Origin of the sequence: Methanosarcina sp. A14 (genome assembly GCF_001729375.1) — an archaeon.
Lineage (GTDB): Archaea > Halobacteriota > Methanosarcinia > Methanosarcinales > Methanosarcinaceae > Methanosarcina > Methanosarcina barkeri.
This window is the reverse complement of the sequence record NZ_LZPK01000344.1, coordinates 1-16,779: the sequence shown is the minus strand read 5'-3', so window position 1 is coordinate 16,779 and position 16,779 is coordinate 1. Positions and strand designations below refer to the sequence as shown.

Genomic DNA, 16,779 nt, shown 5'->3' with positions numbered 1-16,779 from the left:
AAAAGAGAACTTATTAAAAGTAGATATTATTAAAAGTAGAACTTATAAAGAACATGACTTATAAAAGTAGAACTTATAATGAGTAAACTTCTAAAGTAAAGTGCAGGATTATACTGGTCCTCTGGCTATCAATATAAAAAGCATTTAATTTCTTTATATATTTGTAGATTCTATTTTCTTTTATTCTGTCTTTTTAACCCCGGAAAGGCTTTTACAGAATAAGTATTTCATATCATAAGTTTCAAAAATACACAGAACTAAAGAAATAAGTTAAATAGTTTTATCAAATTCAGGGAATGTCAAGGTTGAAGTGGATTAAAAAGCTCTTTGGAAAAAAAGAAAGTTCCGATGTGGAGCTTGGTCTCAAGGAGATTAATTTTGAAGACTTGCCAGCATGGCTGGATACAAGATCTCAAAAAATCTCTTTCAGGGTGGAAAAGGATGTATCCGGCCTTTTGAGGGAACTTGATGCTTCGCTTCTGGCACTAAAGGAAAGTAACTCAAGGCTTGCGGATGCTAAAGTCGAGGGAGACTTTGATGTCAGAGTCGTAAAGCGAGCGAAGAGCAACAGAGAAAATGTGACTAAACAGGTCACAATGTTGATAGATAAAATCAGAGTGAAGGAAAACAGGGATTTCAGGGCTCTTGAAAGTTTCTATGGGACAGCTACGCAGAGTCTTAACGCCTGCCTGGAACATATGAATCAGAGTTTCAGGTATACCAGAGGCGTTTTTTCTGAAGAATCAAAAGACGTTAGTGACAGTCTTGCCAGCTTGGGTCCGATTTTTAATGAGCTTGGAGAGGTAATTCAAGTAAATAAGAAGGAAATGGACACCATAGAAGCAGCTCATTCTGATACTAATAAAATACAGGAGCTTTTGGCTTCAATAGCTGCTGAAGAGCTGGAGTTTGAGTCCAAAAACCGAAGAATTCAGGCTTTAAAGGCTGAAACTTCCGAAGCCAGTCAGGCTCTCGAAGACTTTAGAAAAGGACCAGTCTGGCAGAGTTTACAGAACCTTCAGGCAGAATCTATTGCTGCCAGGGAAAAACTCCGAAAAGCCGAAACAGGCTTGAGTTCTCTTGTGCTCCCGCTTTCGGGTCATCTCTCAAGGATTAAGAAACTTCACGAAAGTGGCAGGTATACTTTAAAGCCAGAAGTAAAGAAACAGCTTGATATTTGCCTTGAAGCTCCTATACACGTAAATCCTTCTTTTTTCCCGGAACTTCAAAAAATATTCGAGGACAATGCCCTGGATATGCAGGCCCAGAAGAAAGAAAAAGCTTTGTTACAGGTCAAAACTGCAATCTCAAACTTTCCAGAGCGGAAAAAAGAGTATCTTGAAGTCCTCAAAGAGTTTGAGGCAAAGAAAGCTGAACTCGAAAGCTCGGATACCGGAAAGCTGGTTGAACTCGAACATAAGGAAGCTGAGCTTCTGAGCAGGACTCGCTCGCTTGAAGAGGACATTATGGATTCTGAAAAGAAGCTGGCCGCTTTAAGGGAAGAACTGGAACACCAAAAGAAAAAGCTTCTTTCCAGTCTCAGTTTAATCAATAGCGATTTGCATGTGAACTTCCCGAGTCCTGTTTCGGGAGAACGTCACGAGTTCAGTTAAGGCAAAATTGTAGCTCCCGAGTTTAGACCCAGGAGCGCGGTCTGTTTCGCTTCCCTAGTTCCGTCACCCTAGTTCCGTCACCCTAGTTCCGTCACCCTAGTTCCGTCACCCTAGTTCCGTCACCCTAGTTCCGTCACCCGAGTCCCGTCTCGGGAGGACGGTGCCCTTTTCGTTCACTTCGTTCGCTCAAGAGGGCTGAATTATGGGCTAGAGTAATTAACCGTCTCTGGAGTACGGTTCCGTTTCGCTCACTTCTTTCGCTCAAGCGGATTCATTTATTTATAAAGAAGTTTAGCTTCATTCGAGTTTCGTTTCGCTTGAGTTTCGTTTTCAATAATATGAGTGATTGAAATAATTTTTCATGATTACTGTTTTTTGCACTCATGGAAAATCAGGTTGGTAAGGTCTTGGATTTTTACTCAAAACTGCATAGTTTATGTACTCTGACAGTTTTTACCTCCTTCAATAAAGTTTAAGAAAAGAGGTTTGGCAATGACAGAGGCGCTTTACTTCCTTGATTGTTACCTGAAAGAATTCGAAGCAACTGTCGAAAAAGTTACAGATAATAAATTTGTGGTTCTTGACCGTACGGCTTTTTATCCCGAAAGCGGGGGCCAGCCCAGCGATACCGGAAAGTTAATTCGTGAATCCGATGGGGCTGAGTTTAATGTCCTGTATGTGGGTAAGTTCAATGGAGATATCAGTCACGAGATAGATGGTGAAAATATTTCTAATGGATTAAAAGCAGGGGACAAAGTCAAAGGATTCATAGACTGGGATCGTCGTTACAGGCATATGCGTATGCATACGGCGACTCACGTAATCGCGAACGTAATTGAAAAGGAGGCTGGGGCTCAAATTACCGGAAATCAGCTTGGTCTTGACCAGAGCAGAGTGGATTTCAGTCTTGAGGTTTTTGATAGGGATAAGTTTGCCGAATATGAAAAAATTGCTAATGACCTTATAGCCCGGAAAAACCCTGTTAATCGCTACCTTGTAAGCCGCAAAGAAGCCGAAGAAAAGCTCTCACGGTTAACCACGCTGGCAAAAGGCTTTTCTGACGAAATAAAAGAAGTGCGCATCGTCGAAATAGAAGGAGTCACGATCGAAGCCTGTGGAGGGACACATGTTAAAAATACCGAGGAAATAAAAGGCATAAAGGTCATAAAACTCCAGAATAAAGGGAAGAGCAACAGGAGAATGTACTTTACACTCGTGGATTAATCTCCAGATCAAACCTGAACTTTTTCTTTATTACAACGGGAGTGCAGAGGGTCACGAATACCCCATCCTTTAGGGTGGGGTGACCGCACGCAATTTGATTTTTATTTTCTTTTTATTACCTTTTAAAATTTGGAGTTTTTTGTAAAACAGGCAGAGATTTAAGCTCTAATCTGTTTTTCGGGAATTTTTCAGTTTTCTACTTTTCATATCTAAAGTCGGTTACTTCTTTAATTCATCCTGAACAGTACCATTAAAAAAGCCGCATAAAAGGCGATTAAAGTTCCGCCTTCCCACCTTTTTATTTCCCAGTCTGTGCTGATAAACACGAGAAGCATTATGCTTATCAAAATCATAGCCGGAGCCGTAAAGAATAGACTTATTTGTTCGACAGCTACCGGATAGATTAATCCGGAAAATCCTAAGATTAAAAATACGTTTGCGATATTTGAGCCTATAATATTACCAAGGGCTATGCTCCCTAAACCCTGCTTTGCTGCAGATAGTGTCACTACAAGCTCTGGAAGGGATGTGCCAACGGCTACGAGAGTGGTACCTATTATAGTTTCAGGAACTCCAAGGAGTTCTGCAAAGAAGATTGATTTGTTCACAAAGTACTTTGCCCCGATTATAATTGCTCCGCAACTTAATACTAGAACCAGTATGTCTTTTGTGAAACCTTCTCTGGACTGGCAGTTTTCACCGTTAGCGTTGTCATTTCTTATGCAATTGAGCTTTTGCCTTGCGCTGCGTATACACTCAAACTTTAAAAAGTATATTATAAACTCTTTAAACTGTAGTTTCCCTTTGTATTTATCGTTTTCTTCAAACAGGAAAAACACATACGCAATGAAGATCAGTATGAAAAAGACTGATTCTAGTATTGAGAGCTTCCTGTTCAGAATAAAAACAAAGAAAAGCACAGCTGCAAAGAGCATGACATAGCCATCTCTCCTGAGCATCTCTATTTCAGTTTTCACTGGGGAAATAACTGCAGCCAGTCCGACAATAAGCCCTATATTTGCGATGTTTGATCCAATGATATTTCCTATTACGATACCGCTTGCATGCTGGAGAGAAGCAGTTATTGATGAAGCAAGTTCAGGAATTGACGTTCCAACTGCGACAAGTGTCAAACCTATAACAAATTCGGAAACACCAAGCTTCTCTGCAATTGTTGAAGCTGATTTTACAAAATAATCTGAACCTTTGACCAAAAGAACAAGGCCAAGTAGAAAGATTAAAAGATTTTCTGCGATCATAATTACATCTGGTCTATTTGTCTTGAATTTACTGATAGTGATCTTGTCTCTTATCTGGAAACTCCTATATTAAAGGTTTTCAGTAGAAGAAGAAACGAATCTCTTCTATATGCCAGGCAACTGAAGATTTTTCAGTAGCAGGCAAATGATTTATCTGGCGCTTTTATAAGAAGATAAGTCTTGATTTCTGGTAGTATGGAAGTATTATAGATAATATATATCTTCATCCCGTAGACTTATCATTAGGTTTATATTATAAAATTACTTTTCAAAACGATAAGCTGAAATCATATCAATTTATTTTCATGTGATCTCTCTGATCTTCAGTAGCTTTCAAGAACGTTTTTCTAAATATGTTGCGAATTTATTTCCTTATGAAGTGATTTTTCGGCATTGACTACTCTATTCAAGAGACTTTCTTCCTTAAACTTGACTTTTTTAAACCAGGCTATCTATGAGGGCATACCTTTCAATATATGCTAACCAAAAACCCTAGTTTAGAGACATATTCAGTTTTTAATTCTAAAAAAAAGCAATAAGCTGCTGGATCTAAATAGTCATCTTCTGCCAAACGTTTGAGTTGAATTCTTTTTTATATTATATTTTACATAATACTCAATGGTGGGTGGGCTACTAATTGGGGAAGGCAATAGCTACCTGAATCCAGGAAAGTGAACTTGCAATAAGTAATCCACGCCAGGCTGAAGAATCTATAACCGGCGGAGAATAGGTTATCCTGCAAGTAGAGACTACCTTGTAAAGTTTGCCGAAGGTGAACAGGCAAGCAATAATGTTCTGGATCTTCTAAAAGGATAATAGAGTATAACAGCCTTGAGTGGTTACCAGGAAAATCGGGCGTCTGAAAAGAGAAAGCATCAAATCGCCAAACCCAAAAAAGTACTGATTTACTAAGCAGGTGTTTTAGAACAGTACTTCTCTAGTCCCAGTGGTGCCTAAATAATAGCTTACTCTCTGCAAGAGGCAAGTTCTTGAACATCATATAATCAATATAACCGAGAAAACTATATATAATATATAAAAAGTGGGGGGAATTTATGCAAACCAGTCCAATTGAAGTTCAGAAGGCTTTGAAGAATATAGATTATCCCGTAAATAAGAAGCAGCTTATCGCTCACGCTAAGAAGCACAATGCTAGTGATAAGGTAATTGAGGTTCTGGAAGACCTTCCTGAAAAGGAGTACACCAATGCAGCAGCTGTCAGTAAGGAGTTTCAGGGAAAATAAACACAAAGGGGGGAATTTATGCAAACCAGTCCAATTGAAGTTCAGAAGGCTTTAAAGAATATAGATTATCCTGTAAATAAGAAGCAGCTTATCGCGCACGCTAAAAAACATGACGCCAGCAATGAAGTAATTGAAGTTCTCGAGGATCTTCCTGAAAAGGAGTATACCAATGCTGCAGCTGTCAGCAAGGAATTCCAGGGAAAATAACCTTACTTAGAGTCACGAAGGCATTAAATGGGGAGCGAGTAAAAAAGGCTCTCTTTTTATCCAAATAAAAGAGGAGGCTAGTAACCCTCCTTTTTTCTCCGGAATGCAGTATTTGATCAGGATTTCTGGGCTATTTCTGTGACGACTTCAGTGCTAAAATTTGGCAAGGATAATACAAGGATAAAAATACTGTAAATGTTCTGATAAATTCTATAATATGTTATATAATATGTTATATGATATGTTATATGATATGTTATAAAGTATAGTTATATTGTGAAATTTTATGAAAAACAGATTAATTTTAACTAAAATAATAGTACATATCTTAGTTTTAGTTCCTTAAATATTACTTCAGGAAATTTAAATATTGACGGAATTTAATGCAACACTTGAATATTAATGGAGTTTAATGCTAACTCGAATATTACTGGAGTTTAATGCGGCAAATATTTCAATAATTTAAATAAAACCGCATGGTTTACTGGAATAAATTACGAAACACTTGGCTCAAAATGCAAGAAATCGTTGAGCTCTTAATAAAGCTTAATGCAGTAAGAATAAATATCATTATACTAGATATTAATAATTCAATTAGTTCATCGAGACCCCAGACAATAACATGTTCATAAATGAGGCTCTTTTTGAATTATTTGATACTTCTCTTTGTGTGAACTTTAACGAAATATCATAGGGGAAATCATAATGGAAAGAAAAGGTTCCCAGAGTAGGGATCGGGGTTCCAGCAGAGAACGTGGCTATGGTAAAGGGCCACAGACGATGTACAAAGCAAAGTGCTCAGATTGTGGCGAAGAAGCAGAGGTGCCTTTCAAGCCGGATCCTGACAGGCCGGTCTACTGCAGGGAGTGTTACGCAAAGCGCAAACCAAAAAGGTATTAATGTATTTGGCATCAAGCCTTGTGTTTTCATTCTGATTGATGATCTATTTACTTACTGAGGTTACCATTCTTACCTCAATTTTTCTTTTTTCCTTTGCTTTATTTTTATCTTTTCCTTATTTTCTTCTTTCTATTACTTTTTTCTTTATATTGCTCGAAACACACTATATGTTAGTTTATATATTTAAAACTGAATAAAATTTGAAAATGAATAGAATTTAAAAATGAATAAAATCTAAAAATGAATAAAATCTAAAAATGACGCAGCCCTATATTTTAAGAGTGTTATTCCAGTTCCTGGGTTTCGAGTTCTCTTTCTAACTGCGTTATATCCAGAGACACTCGAAAGAGAGCATCCCTTCCTATATCCCTTACCTCAATTTCTACGGGTTGAGCCAACGTAGCTTTGATGGTTCTCCAATTTTCCCTGAAGACATCAATAATTTCCCATGGGCCGGCAGAACTATCTTTAATCCTATCTCGGGAAAGTTGTAAAAGCAGGTGTTTCTTTTCGGTAGGGGTGAGATTTTCGATTCCTTTGACCTCTAATTCACTTACAGCCGCTTCGTCCATTTTGGATCGAGCTATCATTGGCTCTCCAGGCTCATCTTTTATTTTATTTGTCGCTTTTCTTTCCATCAATTTGCCCCCTTTATCTGTTCCCAACCCAGTTGCTAATCAATAATTAGAGTATAGGTCTGAAGGTTCTTGGGTCCAGGTAAATATTTTTCTGGCAGTAACTGCATCTTGTCTCAAGGTGCGTCCCTGCAAGAAGAGCTCTCTACCTCTTCCTGAGGTGAAATATACTGCGTCATTTCCTCTCCACAATAGGGGCACGTTATCTTTAGCCAGTCAAGCCTGGTTAGTTCTCTCAGGTTCTGTATTAGTTTTCCCAGAGCATCTTCATAAGCTTCAGGAGAAAAGACAATAGGCTGGAGATGGTGTATAAGGATAGGTAATTCGACTCCCGTTTCTACCAGCGGAATTATAAGCTGGTCGGCTCCGATTGCAAGGCCAATCTCCTGATTTACTTCTGGAGACACTGCACCTTTCTGTGTGAGGATCGGGATAACACAATCTGATTGGCGAATACCAAAACGTATCCTTTCACCTTGGGAAAGAATTCTAGCTTTTCTGTACAGGGATGAAAAGCTTTCCAGCTCCACGGCCCATAGAGCTCTGGCAAGTTCCTGAGCAAGTGGTTCGTCCTGCTCACAGTGAGCTATATAAATTTTCGAGTCATAGCTGTCTTACTTTACCGAAATTACTCTATTTTCTTTGGTTTCTTATCGTGCTCAATTTCCGGCTCCGGATGAGGTATCGGCTCAGGTGGAGGAACAGGTTCAGGCTCAGGTTCAGGTATCGGTTCAGGCTGGAAAGATGGTTCTTTGTCTTTTTCTGGCAAAATAAATCCCCCTTTATAATAATAACTTCTCCTCTATAAGTACTATAACTTTCAAGGAATCTACTTCCTAAATGACCTGTTTTCTCATAAAGTTCTTATTAATTCGCGCTGCCAATTTTTAAATTTGACAGGTTTCAAATGCAAACTTACTGGATTTTCAATAGGATTCTTATGGTAGCTTTAACTATCACAGATAATCTAGTCACACCTGTGTAATTGTTGCAACAAAAATTCATTGTACCTTTTTGAGTAGTTGCCTTATTTATCCTCATGACTACCATTTTTAGCTTAAGTGTAATGATTGATATATTGCTGATGAGAAAAATAGGAGTCTGACAGTGACCAAAAATAACATACAGCCTGAAAAATTTTTATTATATGCACGCCTGCGGGATTTAAATACCTCAGACTTTTACGACTTGGTAAGCACCCTGCTGATTAAAAAGCCAGAATTACATCAACTGGTCCTGGAATGGTTCAAAGAAAAACAGGAGTCAATGCCGGAAGCCCTAACAGATGACGATGTAGTCTCCATAAATGATGGGCTATTGTTTGAATACTGAGAAGATGCCAGGAGCATCATCTCAGAATTCAACGAGCTTGGAGGCGGCCCAGAAGATGATGAAGAGGAGGCATTCGGTTATCTGGAAAAAATTTCGGAATTGATTAAAGAAGGTGGCCTGTCAACTACTGCAAAGCTTGAATTTTTAGACGAAGCCTTTGAGGAGTACAATATCAAAAATTCAGGTTTTGATGGCTTGCTGGATATTTTTTTTGAGATCTGCCAGACAAAAGAAGAATGGGAATATCTCGTGAAAAAACTTGATGAATATCTTTCTGACTGGAGAAAAGAACAGGTTATGAAGATCCAGAGAGAATACCTTCACAATGACGAAGCTTATCTGCAGAAGCGCATGCAAACACTCAATTATGGAATGGATTACTGGGACCTGGTTGAATATTATATAGAAAAGAGGGATCGGGTTAAAGCCCTGGAAACGGCAGAAATGGGTATTCTAAAAGGGGAAGGCTGGGTTACTAAGTTATTTGAATTCCTTTGGGAGTATTATTCCAAAAAAGGAGATACAGCTAACCTTGAGCGGCTTGTGCAGACAGCATTATCTCGCAATACTGAGCAGAAGAACATGCTGGACAGGTTATTTGAATATTACAGGTTAAAAGGAGACTATGAGCATGCAAAAGCTGCACTTTTAAAGTCATTTGAGTTTACCAGAGATACATACTATGAAGAGTACAAAAAGCTGAAAGGATTTCTGAAAGTACCTGATTGGAAATCTATTGAGCCTGAAATATTCAATAAGATCAAAAAAAGACTTTCACGATTATTTGAAAATTTGTCTGGATAAAGGTATGAAAAAAACAGTTCTCAAATCAATTTTCAATCCTCCTAAAAACAGGTTCGGTTATTCTATTGAGGACAATTTTGATGAGTTTGCAGATAAATTGGTAAATGATTTTCCAGATAAACCAATTTATCTGCAAACTCATCAAAATTGTCCTATCATTTAATCATCGAATATTACTGGCAAAAAGCATATCGAAACATACCGAACGGGAATAGAAAAACATACAGCATTGCAGCCAAATATCTTGGAAAGGTCAAAGATATCTATATCAATATCTTAAATAATGAAGCCGGTTGGGTAAAACGTTTTTCCGACCTGAAATATGAATTTAAGAAGCGGCCCGCTTTTCTTGAAATAGTGAGCGGGTTATAAACTTCTTTTTTTATTTCAGTTGAATACCTCGCAGCTTACTGTGGAGTTTCCCAGCGCAACTCTGATTTTCTTGGGGAAAGTTTAGCTGCTTCATAACTTTCAGCTGCTTCGTAACTGTAGTTCAATCTCGGCTGTTGATCCCTCCCTGAAATCTTCGCAAACGTCTCAGTTTCGAGGAAACTTTCTTCGAGTACATTCATCATCTATTTTTCCTTTCTACTCCACCGATTCCAACAACTTTAAAAGCAATGCCTATAATCAAAATGTGAATTTTCATGATGACAAATTGGGGTTTACAATTCCTGGTTTGTTCCTGATAAGGCCGGGCTATTCTTCCGGCTTTTAATTTAGAAGCTTTACGAGAGATTAAAATGGAACTTGACGAAGTCATAATCACACGGGCAATTTTTGATGAGTACTCTAAAACCTTCCTTGACTACACGGAAGTTGATGTGGCACTTATAGGAGGAGGGCCTGCAAACCTTGTGGCTGCAAGGTATCTTGCGGAGGCAGGAGCAAAGGTTGCCATTTACGAACAAAAGTTATCGCTAGGGGGCGGTATGTGGGCTGGAGGCATGATGTTTCCGCGTATCGTTGTACAGGAAGAAGCCTGCCGCATCCTTGACGACTTCGGGATCAGGTATAAAGAGTACCAGCCCGGGTACTATGTGGCTAATTCCGTAGAGTCCGTCGGGAAGCTGATTTCAGGGGCAACTTCAGCCGGAGCTGAGGTTTTCAATCTTGTGAGCTTTGAGGATGTAATGATTCGGGAAAACGATAGGGTTACCGGAATCGTCGTCAACTGGGGGCCGGTCACAGCACAGCGTCTGCACGTCGATCCTCTCATGATCCGAACAAAGCTCGTAATTGATGGGACAGGGCATGAAGCTGTTGTATGTAATACAATTCTCAGGAAAATTCCCAATGCAAAAATCGGAAACCTCGGAAAGCTCGGAGAAAAACCTATGTGGTCAGAGGTTGGCGAGCAACTGGTTGTTGACGCAACCAAGGAAATTTATCCGGGCCTGATCGTTGCGGGCATGGCTGCAAATGCCGCAACCTGCTCCCCAAGAATGGGCCCAGTTTTCGGAGGTATGCTTCTCTCGGGAGAAAAGGCTGCAAAACTTGCCCTTGAAAAGCTTAAGAAACTCTGATCCCGATCCAGAAAAAATTTTTAGCCAGGTTTTGTGCGTTTTGCGAGCCGGAAAACATAGCCTTTCTTTTTCTGAAAAGGGTCTCCTGTCTTTTCCGGCAAAAACTTTATATAAAAAAACTCCTTCTATAGCTTGCTTCAATCTGAAGTACCAGACCCCTGTGGCCGGGGTAGGGTAGAGGTCCATCCTGTGGCCCTGTGGAGGCTACGACCCGAGTTCGATTCTCGGTCCCGGCCCTAATTATTTTTTAAGTTTTTATTCTCTTATCTTTTAACAGATTATTTTATTCCTGTGAAAGTGTTTTTTACTTTTTTATTCACTTGAATAGATATCTTTCAACTGTTTTAACATCTGTAATTTATCTGTAACTTATATCTGATTGGACTGTATACTTTCGATCATAGAGCAAATGGAAACAAGAATTGACATGAAAGCACTTATTATAGACGGCTATGTGGATGAACCTGCCTGTCTTGGGGTTCCTCCTTACCTTTCTCCTTATCCGCGTTATATAGCAGGCGCTCTCAGAGAACGCGGGCTTTCCGAAATGGAAATTCACTACCTGACCATTGACACCCTGAGAGAAAACCCGCCCGGAGCAGGGGAACTCACAGGGAAAGCGGACCTTGTTATCATTATAGCAGGCACGACGGTGCCAGGTAAATATCTTCGGGCTTCTCCAATTACACTCGGGGAAATCGAGACAATTTTCCGGACTGCACACGGGGTAAAAGTTATAGGCGGGCCTATCAGGCTCGGTTTCAGCGGCGAAGGCGGAAGGGCCGCAAAAGGTACTGAAAGCAGGATACACCTGTCAGGTGCAGTGCTTGCCAGAATGGACCTTGAAGCTTTTGTCTATGATCTTTTTAAGGATGGCGTTACCGGAAGTTCTGCTGTGAGGCTCAGAAATCCTGAAGCTGTAGATCACCGCTTCAGGACAACAGCCGAAATTGGACGCTGGGGATCAAGGGGAGCTTTTTTGATCAGGCAGCACTCTGACTATCCTTACTGTATGTGCGAGCTTGAGACCTACAGAGGTTGTGGCAGGCATGTTCACTGTTCTTTTTGTACAGAGCCCTTTTATGGGGCTTCCGAATACCGGCCCATAGACGATGTAATTTCCGAAGCATCCGCTCTCTACTCCCATGGAGCCCGCTACTTCAGGATAGGTAGGCAGCCGGATCTTTTTTCCTATCATGGCAAGGATGCTGGAGGGCCTGTTCCAAAGCCTGATCCAGTAGCTATTGAAAGGCTCTATAGAGGAATCCGAAACTCGGCTCCAGAGCTGTCTGTGCTCCATATGGACAATGCAAACCCAATTACGCTTGCAACTTATCCTGAAGAATCTGAACAGGTCCTGAAGACAATAATTAAATATCATACGGCAGGGGATGTGGCAGCTTTTGGAATGGAGAGTGCCGACAGGGCAGTAATTGAAGCCAATTCCCTTAAGGCAACCTCTGAAGAGGTCTTTGAAGCAATCAAACTTGTGAACAGGCTTGGGGCAGTTCGAGGAGCAAACGGGCTTCCCGAAATTCTTCCGGGCATCAATTTTGTGCATGGGCTGATGGGTGAATCCAAGAAAACTTTCCAACTTAACTATAATTTTCTGAATGAAGTGCTCGATTCTGGATTGCTCTTGCGCAGGATCAATATTCGCCAGGTCATGGCTTTTCCCGGAACCCCTATGTATGGAAAAGATGAAGCTGCGAGGAAGCATAAAAAAATCTTTCTGGACTATAAGGAACGGGTAAGAAAGAATATTGACCTTCCAATGTTGCGGCGTGTTGTGCCTGAAGGTACTGTGCTCAGGGATGTAATGTGTGAGGTTCGGGAAAAAGGAATTACTTTCGGGAGGCAGCTTGGCTCATACCCATTGCTGGTTGGAATTCCTGCTTCTCTGCCTTTGCGAAAATTTACTGATGTTACGGTCACAGGACATGGAATGCGTTCGATTACTGGCATACCATATCCTCTGCCTATTAACGCCGCTTCTCCCAATCTTATCCGGGAACTTCCCGGGATTGGCAAGAAAGCTGCGGATTCGATAATTGCCGGAGTTCCCTATATTGGCAGAGAAGATTTTCTCAGGCGTGTAAGCGAAGGAGATAGATTACTCCGGTTTATTGAGATTTAATGCTTTGTTGGATTCGAGTTATTAAGTTTCAATAATTATAGAATCAGCATACGTTTCTGGAGTTATCATTCATGCTACTTGATGCTGGATACTGAAGATTCATTATGCTGGATACTGAAGATTCGCATCCTTTAGCATTACCGGGCTCAGGATTACCGGGATATCAGGTAGCTCTTTAAAGGGAGATTTTTTACATTCCGATTTTTTGAGACGTCTTTTGATCTTTCTTTTTGACAAACACTTATTTATCCAATCGGAAATCATTTTTACTTGGGATTTCGAATGGATTCTTTAAGGGGGATTTTGTTGAGCGAAAGCACGGAAACTATATATAGAGTAAAAATTGCTCTTCAGCTCAGTTTCATTGTCTGGGTCATGCTTGTGGTTTTCATTTTCTATGCTACGTTTGAGACAACGATCAAAATGTACGGCACTTTTTTGTTGCTGTTTACAATAGTTATCTTCACTCCTTTTCTGCCGGACGGGACAGGTTATGATGAAGGCAAGCCTGAGTAACTTCAAGGTAAACCGGAGTTTCTCCCATCAGTATAGCTGTCAGTACAGGTAGCCCTTAAAATTTTACTTTTTTATAAAAAATTCTCTTTATCGCCTCAGCCGTAATGATATAAAGTCCTATTATGGCTCCAAGAATTAAAATGACCTGTAAAGGTAGGTTTGAAACCAAAGAGTGCTGCAAAAGGAATTAGCGGAAAAACAAGAGTCAGGACTACGATCCAGTGGCTATTAGCAGGTACTTTCCTGGCCTGCTCTTGAAGAAAGGCTTTCGGCTTCGGATTACCATCACTATCATTGATGCCGAAATAACGGATTCTATAAACCAGCCGGTCATAAATTGTTCTATCATTCCTGGTAGTAGGAGAAGCAGAGTACCGAATTCCAGGTAATCGAAGACCGAACTGGTAAGGCCAAATATCATCATAAACTTGTGGATAAAATTTATGTCCCAGCGGTGTGGCTCTTTAACTAGTTACTTATCAACAGTATCCGTGGTTATAGTCATTTCCGGAAAATCAGTCAATAAATTAGTTAGCAGGATCTGTGCGGGCAGCAGGGGAAGAAAAGGCAAAAGGGACGCTTCTGCCATGCTGAACATATTCCCAAAGTTGGCGCTGTTAGCCATGAAAACATACTTCAGGGTATTGGCAAAGGTTTTTCTTCCGCCTTTGGCTTCTACAAGTGCATCCAGGATTTTTTCCATCAGCACAATTTGTGCAGCTTCTTTGGCGACATCTGCGGCACTGTCAACTGAAATTCCTACATCGGCTGCATGAAGAGCAGATGCGTCATTAATACCGTCTCCCAGATACCCAACAACGTTTCCTCTCTTCTTGAGTGCAAGGATAATACGTTCTTTCTGGTTTGGCTCTACTTCAGCAAAGATATCAATGTCATTTACTTTCCCTATAAGGGCTTCACTTGTCATCTGATAAATTTCGCTTCCGGTGAGAATTCTTGAGGCTTTAAACCCTACACCTCCTTACCAATACTGGTAGCCACAAGCCTGTTATCCCCCGTAATTATTTTCAGAGAAATTCCAAGTTGCTCCGTGTTTTCTATTGTTTTTGCAATGTCTGGCTTCAGTGGGTCAAAAACAAGAGAAATCCGAGAAAGGTCATTCCCTTTTCCTGTTCTTTTTCGATTTTAGTCTGCTTGTTCATTTCCCTGTATGCAACACCGAGTGTTCAACACTCTTTTTCGCTGAACTTATTATATTGTTGCTCGATTTTTTCCCTGACATCTGAAATTTCTACAATTTTTCCAGGCTCTACTTCTGCTAGAGTGCAGATCTCAAGAATATTCGAGAGCGCACCTTTAGTGATCATCAGGCTATTCTCATTTTTGAGACAAGAACGCTTAATCGCCTGCGTATTAAATCATAAGAGACCTCTTCCAGGTTCTTATATTCTCCCATATCGAATCTACTCTTTGCCAGGATTGCTCGGTCTATAGGGTTTTTAAACTTTTCTGGTAATGGGCATTGAGACTGGCGTAAAGAAGGATTTTTTCACGCTGACTTCCTTTTACATCCTGGATAGAATGAAGCTGAAGTTATCCTTCGGTCAGAGTTCCGGTTTTGTCGGAACATAGTAAATTCATGCTGCCGAGATTTTCAATAGAGGCCAGCCTCTTGACAATTACTTTATTTTCCACCATTTCTCTTGCGCCGTGAGAAATGTTTACACTTATAATTTCAGGTAGAAGTTGAGGTGTAGGTCTGACTGCAAGCGCAAGGGAAAAATGACAAGAATCCAGAATCGGACTCTGAAGATAAACATTGATTGCAAAGATTGCAATGCCCATCAGCATGGTAACCTCCATCAAAAAATGGCCAAACTTTGTAATACCTCTTTTAAACTCTGTTTCTGGAGCACTGGTTCTTAACTCTTCTGATATCTTCCCAAACTCTGTTTTTTGCCCTGTAGTTATAGCAAGTGCTTTTCCACTTCCGCTTTCCACACTGGTTCCCATCCAGAGGGAGTTTGTAAGCTTTGCAAGAGGTGTTTCTACGTTCAGGGTTTTTGTTGATTTTTCCACCGGATAAGTTTCTCCGGTGAGAGTAGCTTCATTGACAAAAAGCCCTTTTGATTCAAGAATCAGGCAATCTGCAGCTCCTTTCTCTTGCCAGAAGCCAAGCAAACTGCTGATCAGGATAATGGTTATAATAATTACAGTATCTGTAACATCTCCAAGAAAATAAGACAATCCGGCTGCAAAAAGCAAAATAAGAATAATCGGACTCTTAAACTGGGAAAATAAGATTTTAAGGGTATTTGAACTTTTTTTGGTTTAAGGAGATTGGCCCCATATTTTTTAAGGTGTTCACTGCTTTCAGAACTGCTCAAGCCTTCGTTGGTTATTTTGAGTCTCTGGAGCATTTCTGGCACAGGAACGCTCCAGAACTTAACGTTACTCTGGCCCTGTGTCAACAAGATCTCTCCTGTCGCCTAACTATCTTTTCTCAAGCTTCCTTAACCCTCAGGAGTGTAGCTAGATCTTCTCCTTCCTTTCCAATAGTTGACAGCTCTCTCAAAATTTCCGACTTTTCAAGATATTTCTCTGTTCTCGTCCCCCCTGGTTCTTCAATTTTAATAGTAATTTCCTCTTCAGTGTATCCTTTTTCAAGGCATTCCTTTACCAGTCTTCCGTATATGGAAGCAATCAGCTTCAGGCAATCAAAAACTCTGTCTTCTTTAATTACGTTTTTCCCGTCAAGTGTGATATTGATAAGCTTTTTCGAGCCCACAAATTCGGTGAAGAACCCTTTTAGCTTTGTTATGAACGAATCTACCAAGTCCCTGTTTAAGGCAGCAGCCAGTTCCTGGTCCCGTGTTATCTCGTAGTCTCTGTGCATAATCAGGAAAGTTTTCTCGTCCGAGGAGATAGTAAACTTATTTTCCGCATCCTTATCTTCGAGCACGGTTTTCAGACTATTTTTCTCATACTTAATGTTCTTTATATAAAAGTCGGATACATCGATTTTTTTTACTTTCTCCTCTCTAGATAGGATTCCGCCTTTTGACCATATCGGTAAGGTCAGGTTTTGTAGGTCTTTTACCTTCAAAGTATCCTGTGTGAAAAGTAGTTCAAACTCATATTGCAGGTTGTCAATAAAACTGACCTGCTTTCCCTTCAGCGTTTTATCCTCCATAAAGGCATAGCGAGCATTTTGGGCTCCATATATACTATCTTCAAAAAAAGGGCTAAGAGCTGAGAGTATCCTTGTATCAAGCTGCTGCATTTCCATGAGGTCCAGTTTATTTTCATTGTCGATCTCGGCAAGTTTTTCATTTTTCTTTGCCAGTGCCACGCTTGAGGAGGTCTCAAAAGTTTTCTCTTTGATCTCAAGAATCTCAGGTGTGTCTACTCCGGCTACGTG

At 40.3% G+C, this 16,779-nt stretch carries 23 protein-coding genes, 1 tRNA gene and 1 pseudogene; 13 read left to right on the top strand and 12 right to left on the bottom strand.

The annotated features are described in order from the left end of the window. Nucleotides 1-296 precede the first annotated feature (296 nt). On the top strand, nucleotides 297-1,613 hold the full coding sequence (locus A9239_RS14790) for a cell surface protein (RefSeq protein ID WP_230668871.1): 1,317 nt from the start codon (nucleotides 297-299) through the stop codon (nucleotides 1,611-1,613). Between the two features lie 133 nt (nucleotides 1,614-1,746). Here the strand turns inward: A9239_RS14790 and A9239_RS20645 are convergent, their stop codons facing one another. After that, nucleotides 1,747-1,878 (bottom strand): hypothetical protein, encoded by a 132-nt coding sequence (locus tag A9239_RS20645; RefSeq protein WP_255361963.1) that lies wholly within the window; start codon nucleotides 1,876-1,878, stop codon nucleotides 1,747-1,749. Between the two features lie 227 nt (nucleotides 1,879-2,105). Here A9239_RS20645 and alaXM point away from each other — a divergent pair, with 227 nt between their 5' ends. Then, nucleotides 2,106-2,837 carry an alanyl-tRNA editing protein AlaXM gene (gene alaXM / locus A9239_RS14785; protein ID WP_048155915.1) on the top strand — a complete coding sequence of 244 codons (732 nt, stop codon included), beginning with the start codon at nucleotides 2,106-2,108 and terminating at the stop codon, nucleotides 2,835-2,837. A gap of 227 nt (nucleotides 2,838-3,064) precedes the next feature. Here the strand turns inward: alaXM and A9239_RS14780 are convergent, their stop codons facing one another. Continuing rightward, nucleotides 3,065-4,096 carry a calcium/sodium antiporter gene (locus A9239_RS14780; protein WP_048155912.1) on the bottom strand — a complete coding sequence of 344 codons (1,032 nt, stop codon included), beginning with the start codon at nucleotides 4,094-4,096 and terminating at the stop codon, nucleotides 3,065-3,067. 708 nt (nucleotides 4,097-4,804) lie between these two features. Here A9239_RS14780 and A9239_RS20965 point away from each other — a divergent pair. The 4 genes from A9239_RS20965 (at nucleotide 4,805) to A9239_RS14765 (ending at nucleotide 6,447) form a co-directional block, all read left to right on the top strand. Then, complete coding sequence (locus A9239_RS20965; RefSeq protein ID WP_080943747.1) at nucleotides 4,805-4,912, top strand: DUF2795 domain-containing protein; 108 nt, start codon at nucleotides 4,805-4,807, stop codon at nucleotides 4,910-4,912. Between the two features lie 239 nt (nucleotides 4,913-5,151). After that, nucleotides 5,152-5,340, top strand: coding sequence for a DUF2795 domain-containing protein (locus A9239_RS14775; protein ID WP_048120884.1), 189 nt, complete (start codon nucleotides 5,152-5,154; stop codon nucleotides 5,338-5,340). An 18-nt stretch (nucleotides 5,341-5,358) separates the two neighbouring features. Then, nucleotides 5,359-5,547 (top strand): DUF2795 domain-containing protein, encoded by a 189-nt coding sequence (locus tag A9239_RS14770; protein WP_048155909.1) that lies wholly within the window; start codon nucleotides 5,359-5,361, stop codon nucleotides 5,545-5,547. Nucleotides 5,548-6,252: 705 nt separating this feature from the next. Continuing rightward, nucleotides 6,253-6,447, top strand: coding sequence for a CxxC-x17-CxxC domain-containing protein (locus tag A9239_RS14765; protein ID WP_048155907.1), 195 nt, complete (start codon nucleotides 6,253-6,255; stop codon nucleotides 6,445-6,447). A gap of 284 nt (nucleotides 6,448-6,731) precedes the next feature. On the opposite strand, the gene A9239_RS14760 is transcribed toward A9239_RS14765, so the two are convergent. The 3 genes from A9239_RS14760 to A9239_RS19715 all read right to left on the bottom strand — a co-directional run bounded on the left by A9239_RS14760 (nucleotide 6,732) and on the right by A9239_RS19715 (nucleotide 7,851). After that, nucleotides 6,732-7,085 (bottom strand): hypothetical protein, encoded by a 354-nt coding sequence (locus A9239_RS14760; RefSeq protein ID WP_048155904.1) that lies wholly within the window; start codon nucleotides 7,083-7,085, stop codon nucleotides 6,732-6,734. A 113-nt stretch (nucleotides 7,086-7,198) separates the two neighbouring features. Further along, nucleotides 7,199-7,672: a toll/interleukin-1 receptor domain-containing protein gene (locus tag A9239_RS14755; RefSeq protein WP_329957123.1), complete on the bottom strand. Its 474-nt coding sequence runs from the start codon at nucleotides 7,670-7,672 to the stop codon at nucleotides 7,199-7,201. Nucleotides 7,673-7,710: 38 nt separating this feature from the next. Beyond that, nucleotides 7,711-7,851 carry a hypothetical protein gene (locus A9239_RS19715; RefSeq protein WP_155400473.1) on the bottom strand — a complete coding sequence of 47 codons (141 nt, stop codon included), beginning with the start codon at nucleotides 7,849-7,851 and terminating at the stop codon, nucleotides 7,711-7,713. Between the two features lie 338 nt (nucleotides 7,852-8,189). Here A9239_RS19715 and A9239_RS14750 point away from each other — a divergent pair, with 338 nt between their 5' ends. The 3 genes from A9239_RS14750 (at nucleotide 8,190) to A9239_RS14740 (ending at nucleotide 9,590) form a co-directional block, all read left to right on the top strand. Beyond that, nucleotides 8,190-8,414 carry a hypothetical protein gene (locus A9239_RS14750; RefSeq protein ID WP_048120876.1) on the top strand — a complete coding sequence of 75 codons (225 nt, stop codon included), beginning with the start codon at nucleotides 8,190-8,192 and terminating at the stop codon, nucleotides 8,412-8,414. Nucleotides 8,415-8,513: 99 nt separating this feature from the next. Then, nucleotides 8,514-9,218, top strand: a complete 705-nt coding sequence (locus A9239_RS14745) for a hypothetical protein (protein WP_048155901.1) — start codon at nucleotides 8,514-8,516, stop codon at nucleotides 9,216-9,218. Nucleotides 9,219-9,365: 147 nt separating this feature from the next. Further along, a complete protein-coding gene (locus tag A9239_RS14740; RefSeq protein WP_048120872.1) occupies nucleotides 9,366-9,590 on the top strand; it encodes a hypothetical protein in 225 nt (74 codons plus the stop codon). Between the two features lie 35 nt (nucleotides 9,591-9,625). Here A9239_RS14740 and A9239_RS19710 read toward each other — a convergent pair whose 3' ends face one another. After that, nucleotides 9,626-9,793 carry a hypothetical protein gene (locus tag A9239_RS19710; protein WP_155396515.1) on the bottom strand — a complete coding sequence of 56 codons (168 nt, stop codon included), beginning with the start codon at nucleotides 9,791-9,793 and terminating at the stop codon, nucleotides 9,626-9,628. Nucleotides 9,794-9,961: 168 nt separating this feature from the next. Here A9239_RS19710 and A9239_RS14735 point away from each other — a divergent pair, with 168 nt between their 5' ends. From A9239_RS14735 to A9239_RS14715, 4 genes are all read left to right on the top strand, one after another. Further along, a complete protein-coding gene (locus A9239_RS14735) occupies nucleotides 9,962-10,744 on the top strand; it encodes a sulfide-dependent adenosine diphosphate thiazole synthase (RefSeq protein WP_048120870.1) in 783 nt (260 codons plus the stop codon). Nucleotides 10,745-10,907: 163 nt separating this feature from the next. Then, nucleotides 10,908-10,980, top strand: a tRNA-His gene (locus A9239_RS14725). 173 nt (nucleotides 10,981-11,153) lie between these two features. Next, nucleotides 11,154-12,881 carry a radical SAM protein gene (locus A9239_RS14720; protein ID WP_230668869.1) on the top strand — a complete coding sequence of 576 codons (1,728 nt, stop codon included), beginning with the start codon at nucleotides 11,154-11,156 and terminating at the stop codon, nucleotides 12,879-12,881. A 306-nt stretch (nucleotides 12,882-13,187) separates the two neighbouring features. Then, on the top strand, nucleotides 13,188-13,397 hold the full coding sequence (locus A9239_RS14715) for a hypothetical protein (RefSeq protein WP_230628872.1): 210 nt from the start codon (nucleotides 13,188-13,190) through the stop codon (nucleotides 13,395-13,397). 211 nt (nucleotides 13,398-13,608) lie between these two features. Here the strand turns inward: A9239_RS14715 and A9239_RS20640 are convergent, their stop codons facing one another. The 6 genes and pseudogenes from A9239_RS20640 to A9239_RS14705 all read right to left on the bottom strand — a co-directional run. After that, nucleotides 13,609-13,821 carry a hypothetical protein gene (locus tag A9239_RS20640; RefSeq protein ID WP_048120865.1) on the bottom strand — a complete coding sequence of 71 codons (213 nt, stop codon included), beginning with the start codon at nucleotides 13,819-13,821 and terminating at the stop codon, nucleotides 13,609-13,611. 48 nt (nucleotides 13,822-13,869) lie between these two features. Continuing rightward, the gene (locus tag A9239_RS20635; RefSeq protein WP_230628870.1) at nucleotides 13,870-14,325 is read right to left on the bottom strand and encodes an HAD-IC family P-type ATPase; all 456 of its coding nucleotides are present in this window, start codon (nucleotides 14,323-14,325) and stop codon (nucleotides 13,870-13,872) included. Between the two features lie 259 nt (nucleotides 14,326-14,584). Continuing rightward, nucleotides 14,585-14,725 carry a hypothetical protein gene (locus A9239_RS20630; protein WP_230628868.1) on the bottom strand — a complete coding sequence of 47 codons (141 nt, stop codon included), beginning with the start codon at nucleotides 14,723-14,725 and terminating at the stop codon, nucleotides 14,585-14,587. Between the two features lie 226 nt (nucleotides 14,726-14,951). After that, a complete protein-coding gene (locus A9239_RS20625) occupies nucleotides 14,952-15,605 on the bottom strand; it encodes a hypothetical protein (RefSeq protein ID WP_048155898.1) in 654 nt (217 codons plus the stop codon). A gap of 54 nt (nucleotides 15,606-15,659) precedes the next feature. Beyond that, nucleotides 15,660-15,778: pseudogene (locus A9239_RS20960) on the bottom strand (cation-transporting P-type ATPase); the annotation flags it as partial. An 83-nt stretch (nucleotides 15,779-15,861) separates the two neighbouring features. After that, nucleotides 15,862-16,779: hypothetical protein (locus tag A9239_RS14705; protein ID WP_069575363.1), on the bottom strand; the 918-nt coding region annotated here is incomplete at its 5' end.

Coding starts and splice junctions, on each gene's coding strand:
- A9239_RS14790 (WP_230668871.1), top strand. CDS start 297: ATGTCAAGGTTGAAGTGGATTAAAAAGCTCTTTGGAAAAAAAGAAAGT.
- alaXM (WP_048155915.1), top strand. CDS start 2,106: ATGACAGAGGCGCTTTACTTCCTTGATTGTTACCTGAAAGAATTCGAA.
- A9239_RS14780 (WP_048155912.1), bottom strand. CDS start 4,096: ATGATCGCAGAAAATCTTTTAATCTTTCTACTTGGCCTTGTTCTTTTG.
- A9239_RS14775 (WP_048120884.1), top strand. CDS start 5,152: ATGCAAACCAGTCCAATTGAAGTTCAGAAGGCTTTGAAGAATATAGAT.
- A9239_RS14770 (WP_048155909.1), top strand. CDS start 5,359: ATGCAAACCAGTCCAATTGAAGTTCAGAAGGCTTTAAAGAATATAGAT.
- A9239_RS14765 (WP_048155907.1), top strand. CDS start 6,253: ATGGAAAGAAAAGGTTCCCAGAGTAGGGATCGGGGTTCCAGCAGAGAA.
- A9239_RS14760 (WP_048155904.1), bottom strand. CDS start 7,085: ATGGAAAGAAAAGCGACAAATAAAATAAAAGATGAGCCTGGAGAGCCA.
- A9239_RS19710 (WP_155396515.1), bottom strand. CDS start 9,793: ATGATGAATGTACTCGAAGAAAGTTTCCTCGAAACTGAGACGTTTGCG.
- A9239_RS14735 (WP_048120870.1), top strand. CDS start 9,962: ATGGAACTTGACGAAGTCATAATCACACGGGCAATTTTTGATGAGTAC.
- A9239_RS14720 (WP_230668869.1), top strand. CDS start 11,154: ATGGAAACAAGAATTGACATGAAAGCACTTATTATAGACGGCTATGTG.
- A9239_RS20640 (WP_048120865.1), bottom strand. CDS start 13,821: ATGATGATATTTGGCCTTACCAGTTCGGTCTTCGATTACCTGGAATTC.
- A9239_RS20635 (WP_230628870.1), bottom strand. CDS start 14,325: ATGACAAGTGAAGCCCTTATAGGGAAAGTAAATGACATTGATATCTTT.
- A9239_RS20630 (WP_230628868.1), bottom strand. CDS start 14,725: ATGATCACTAAAGGTGCGCTCTCGAATATTCTTGAGATCTGCACTCTA.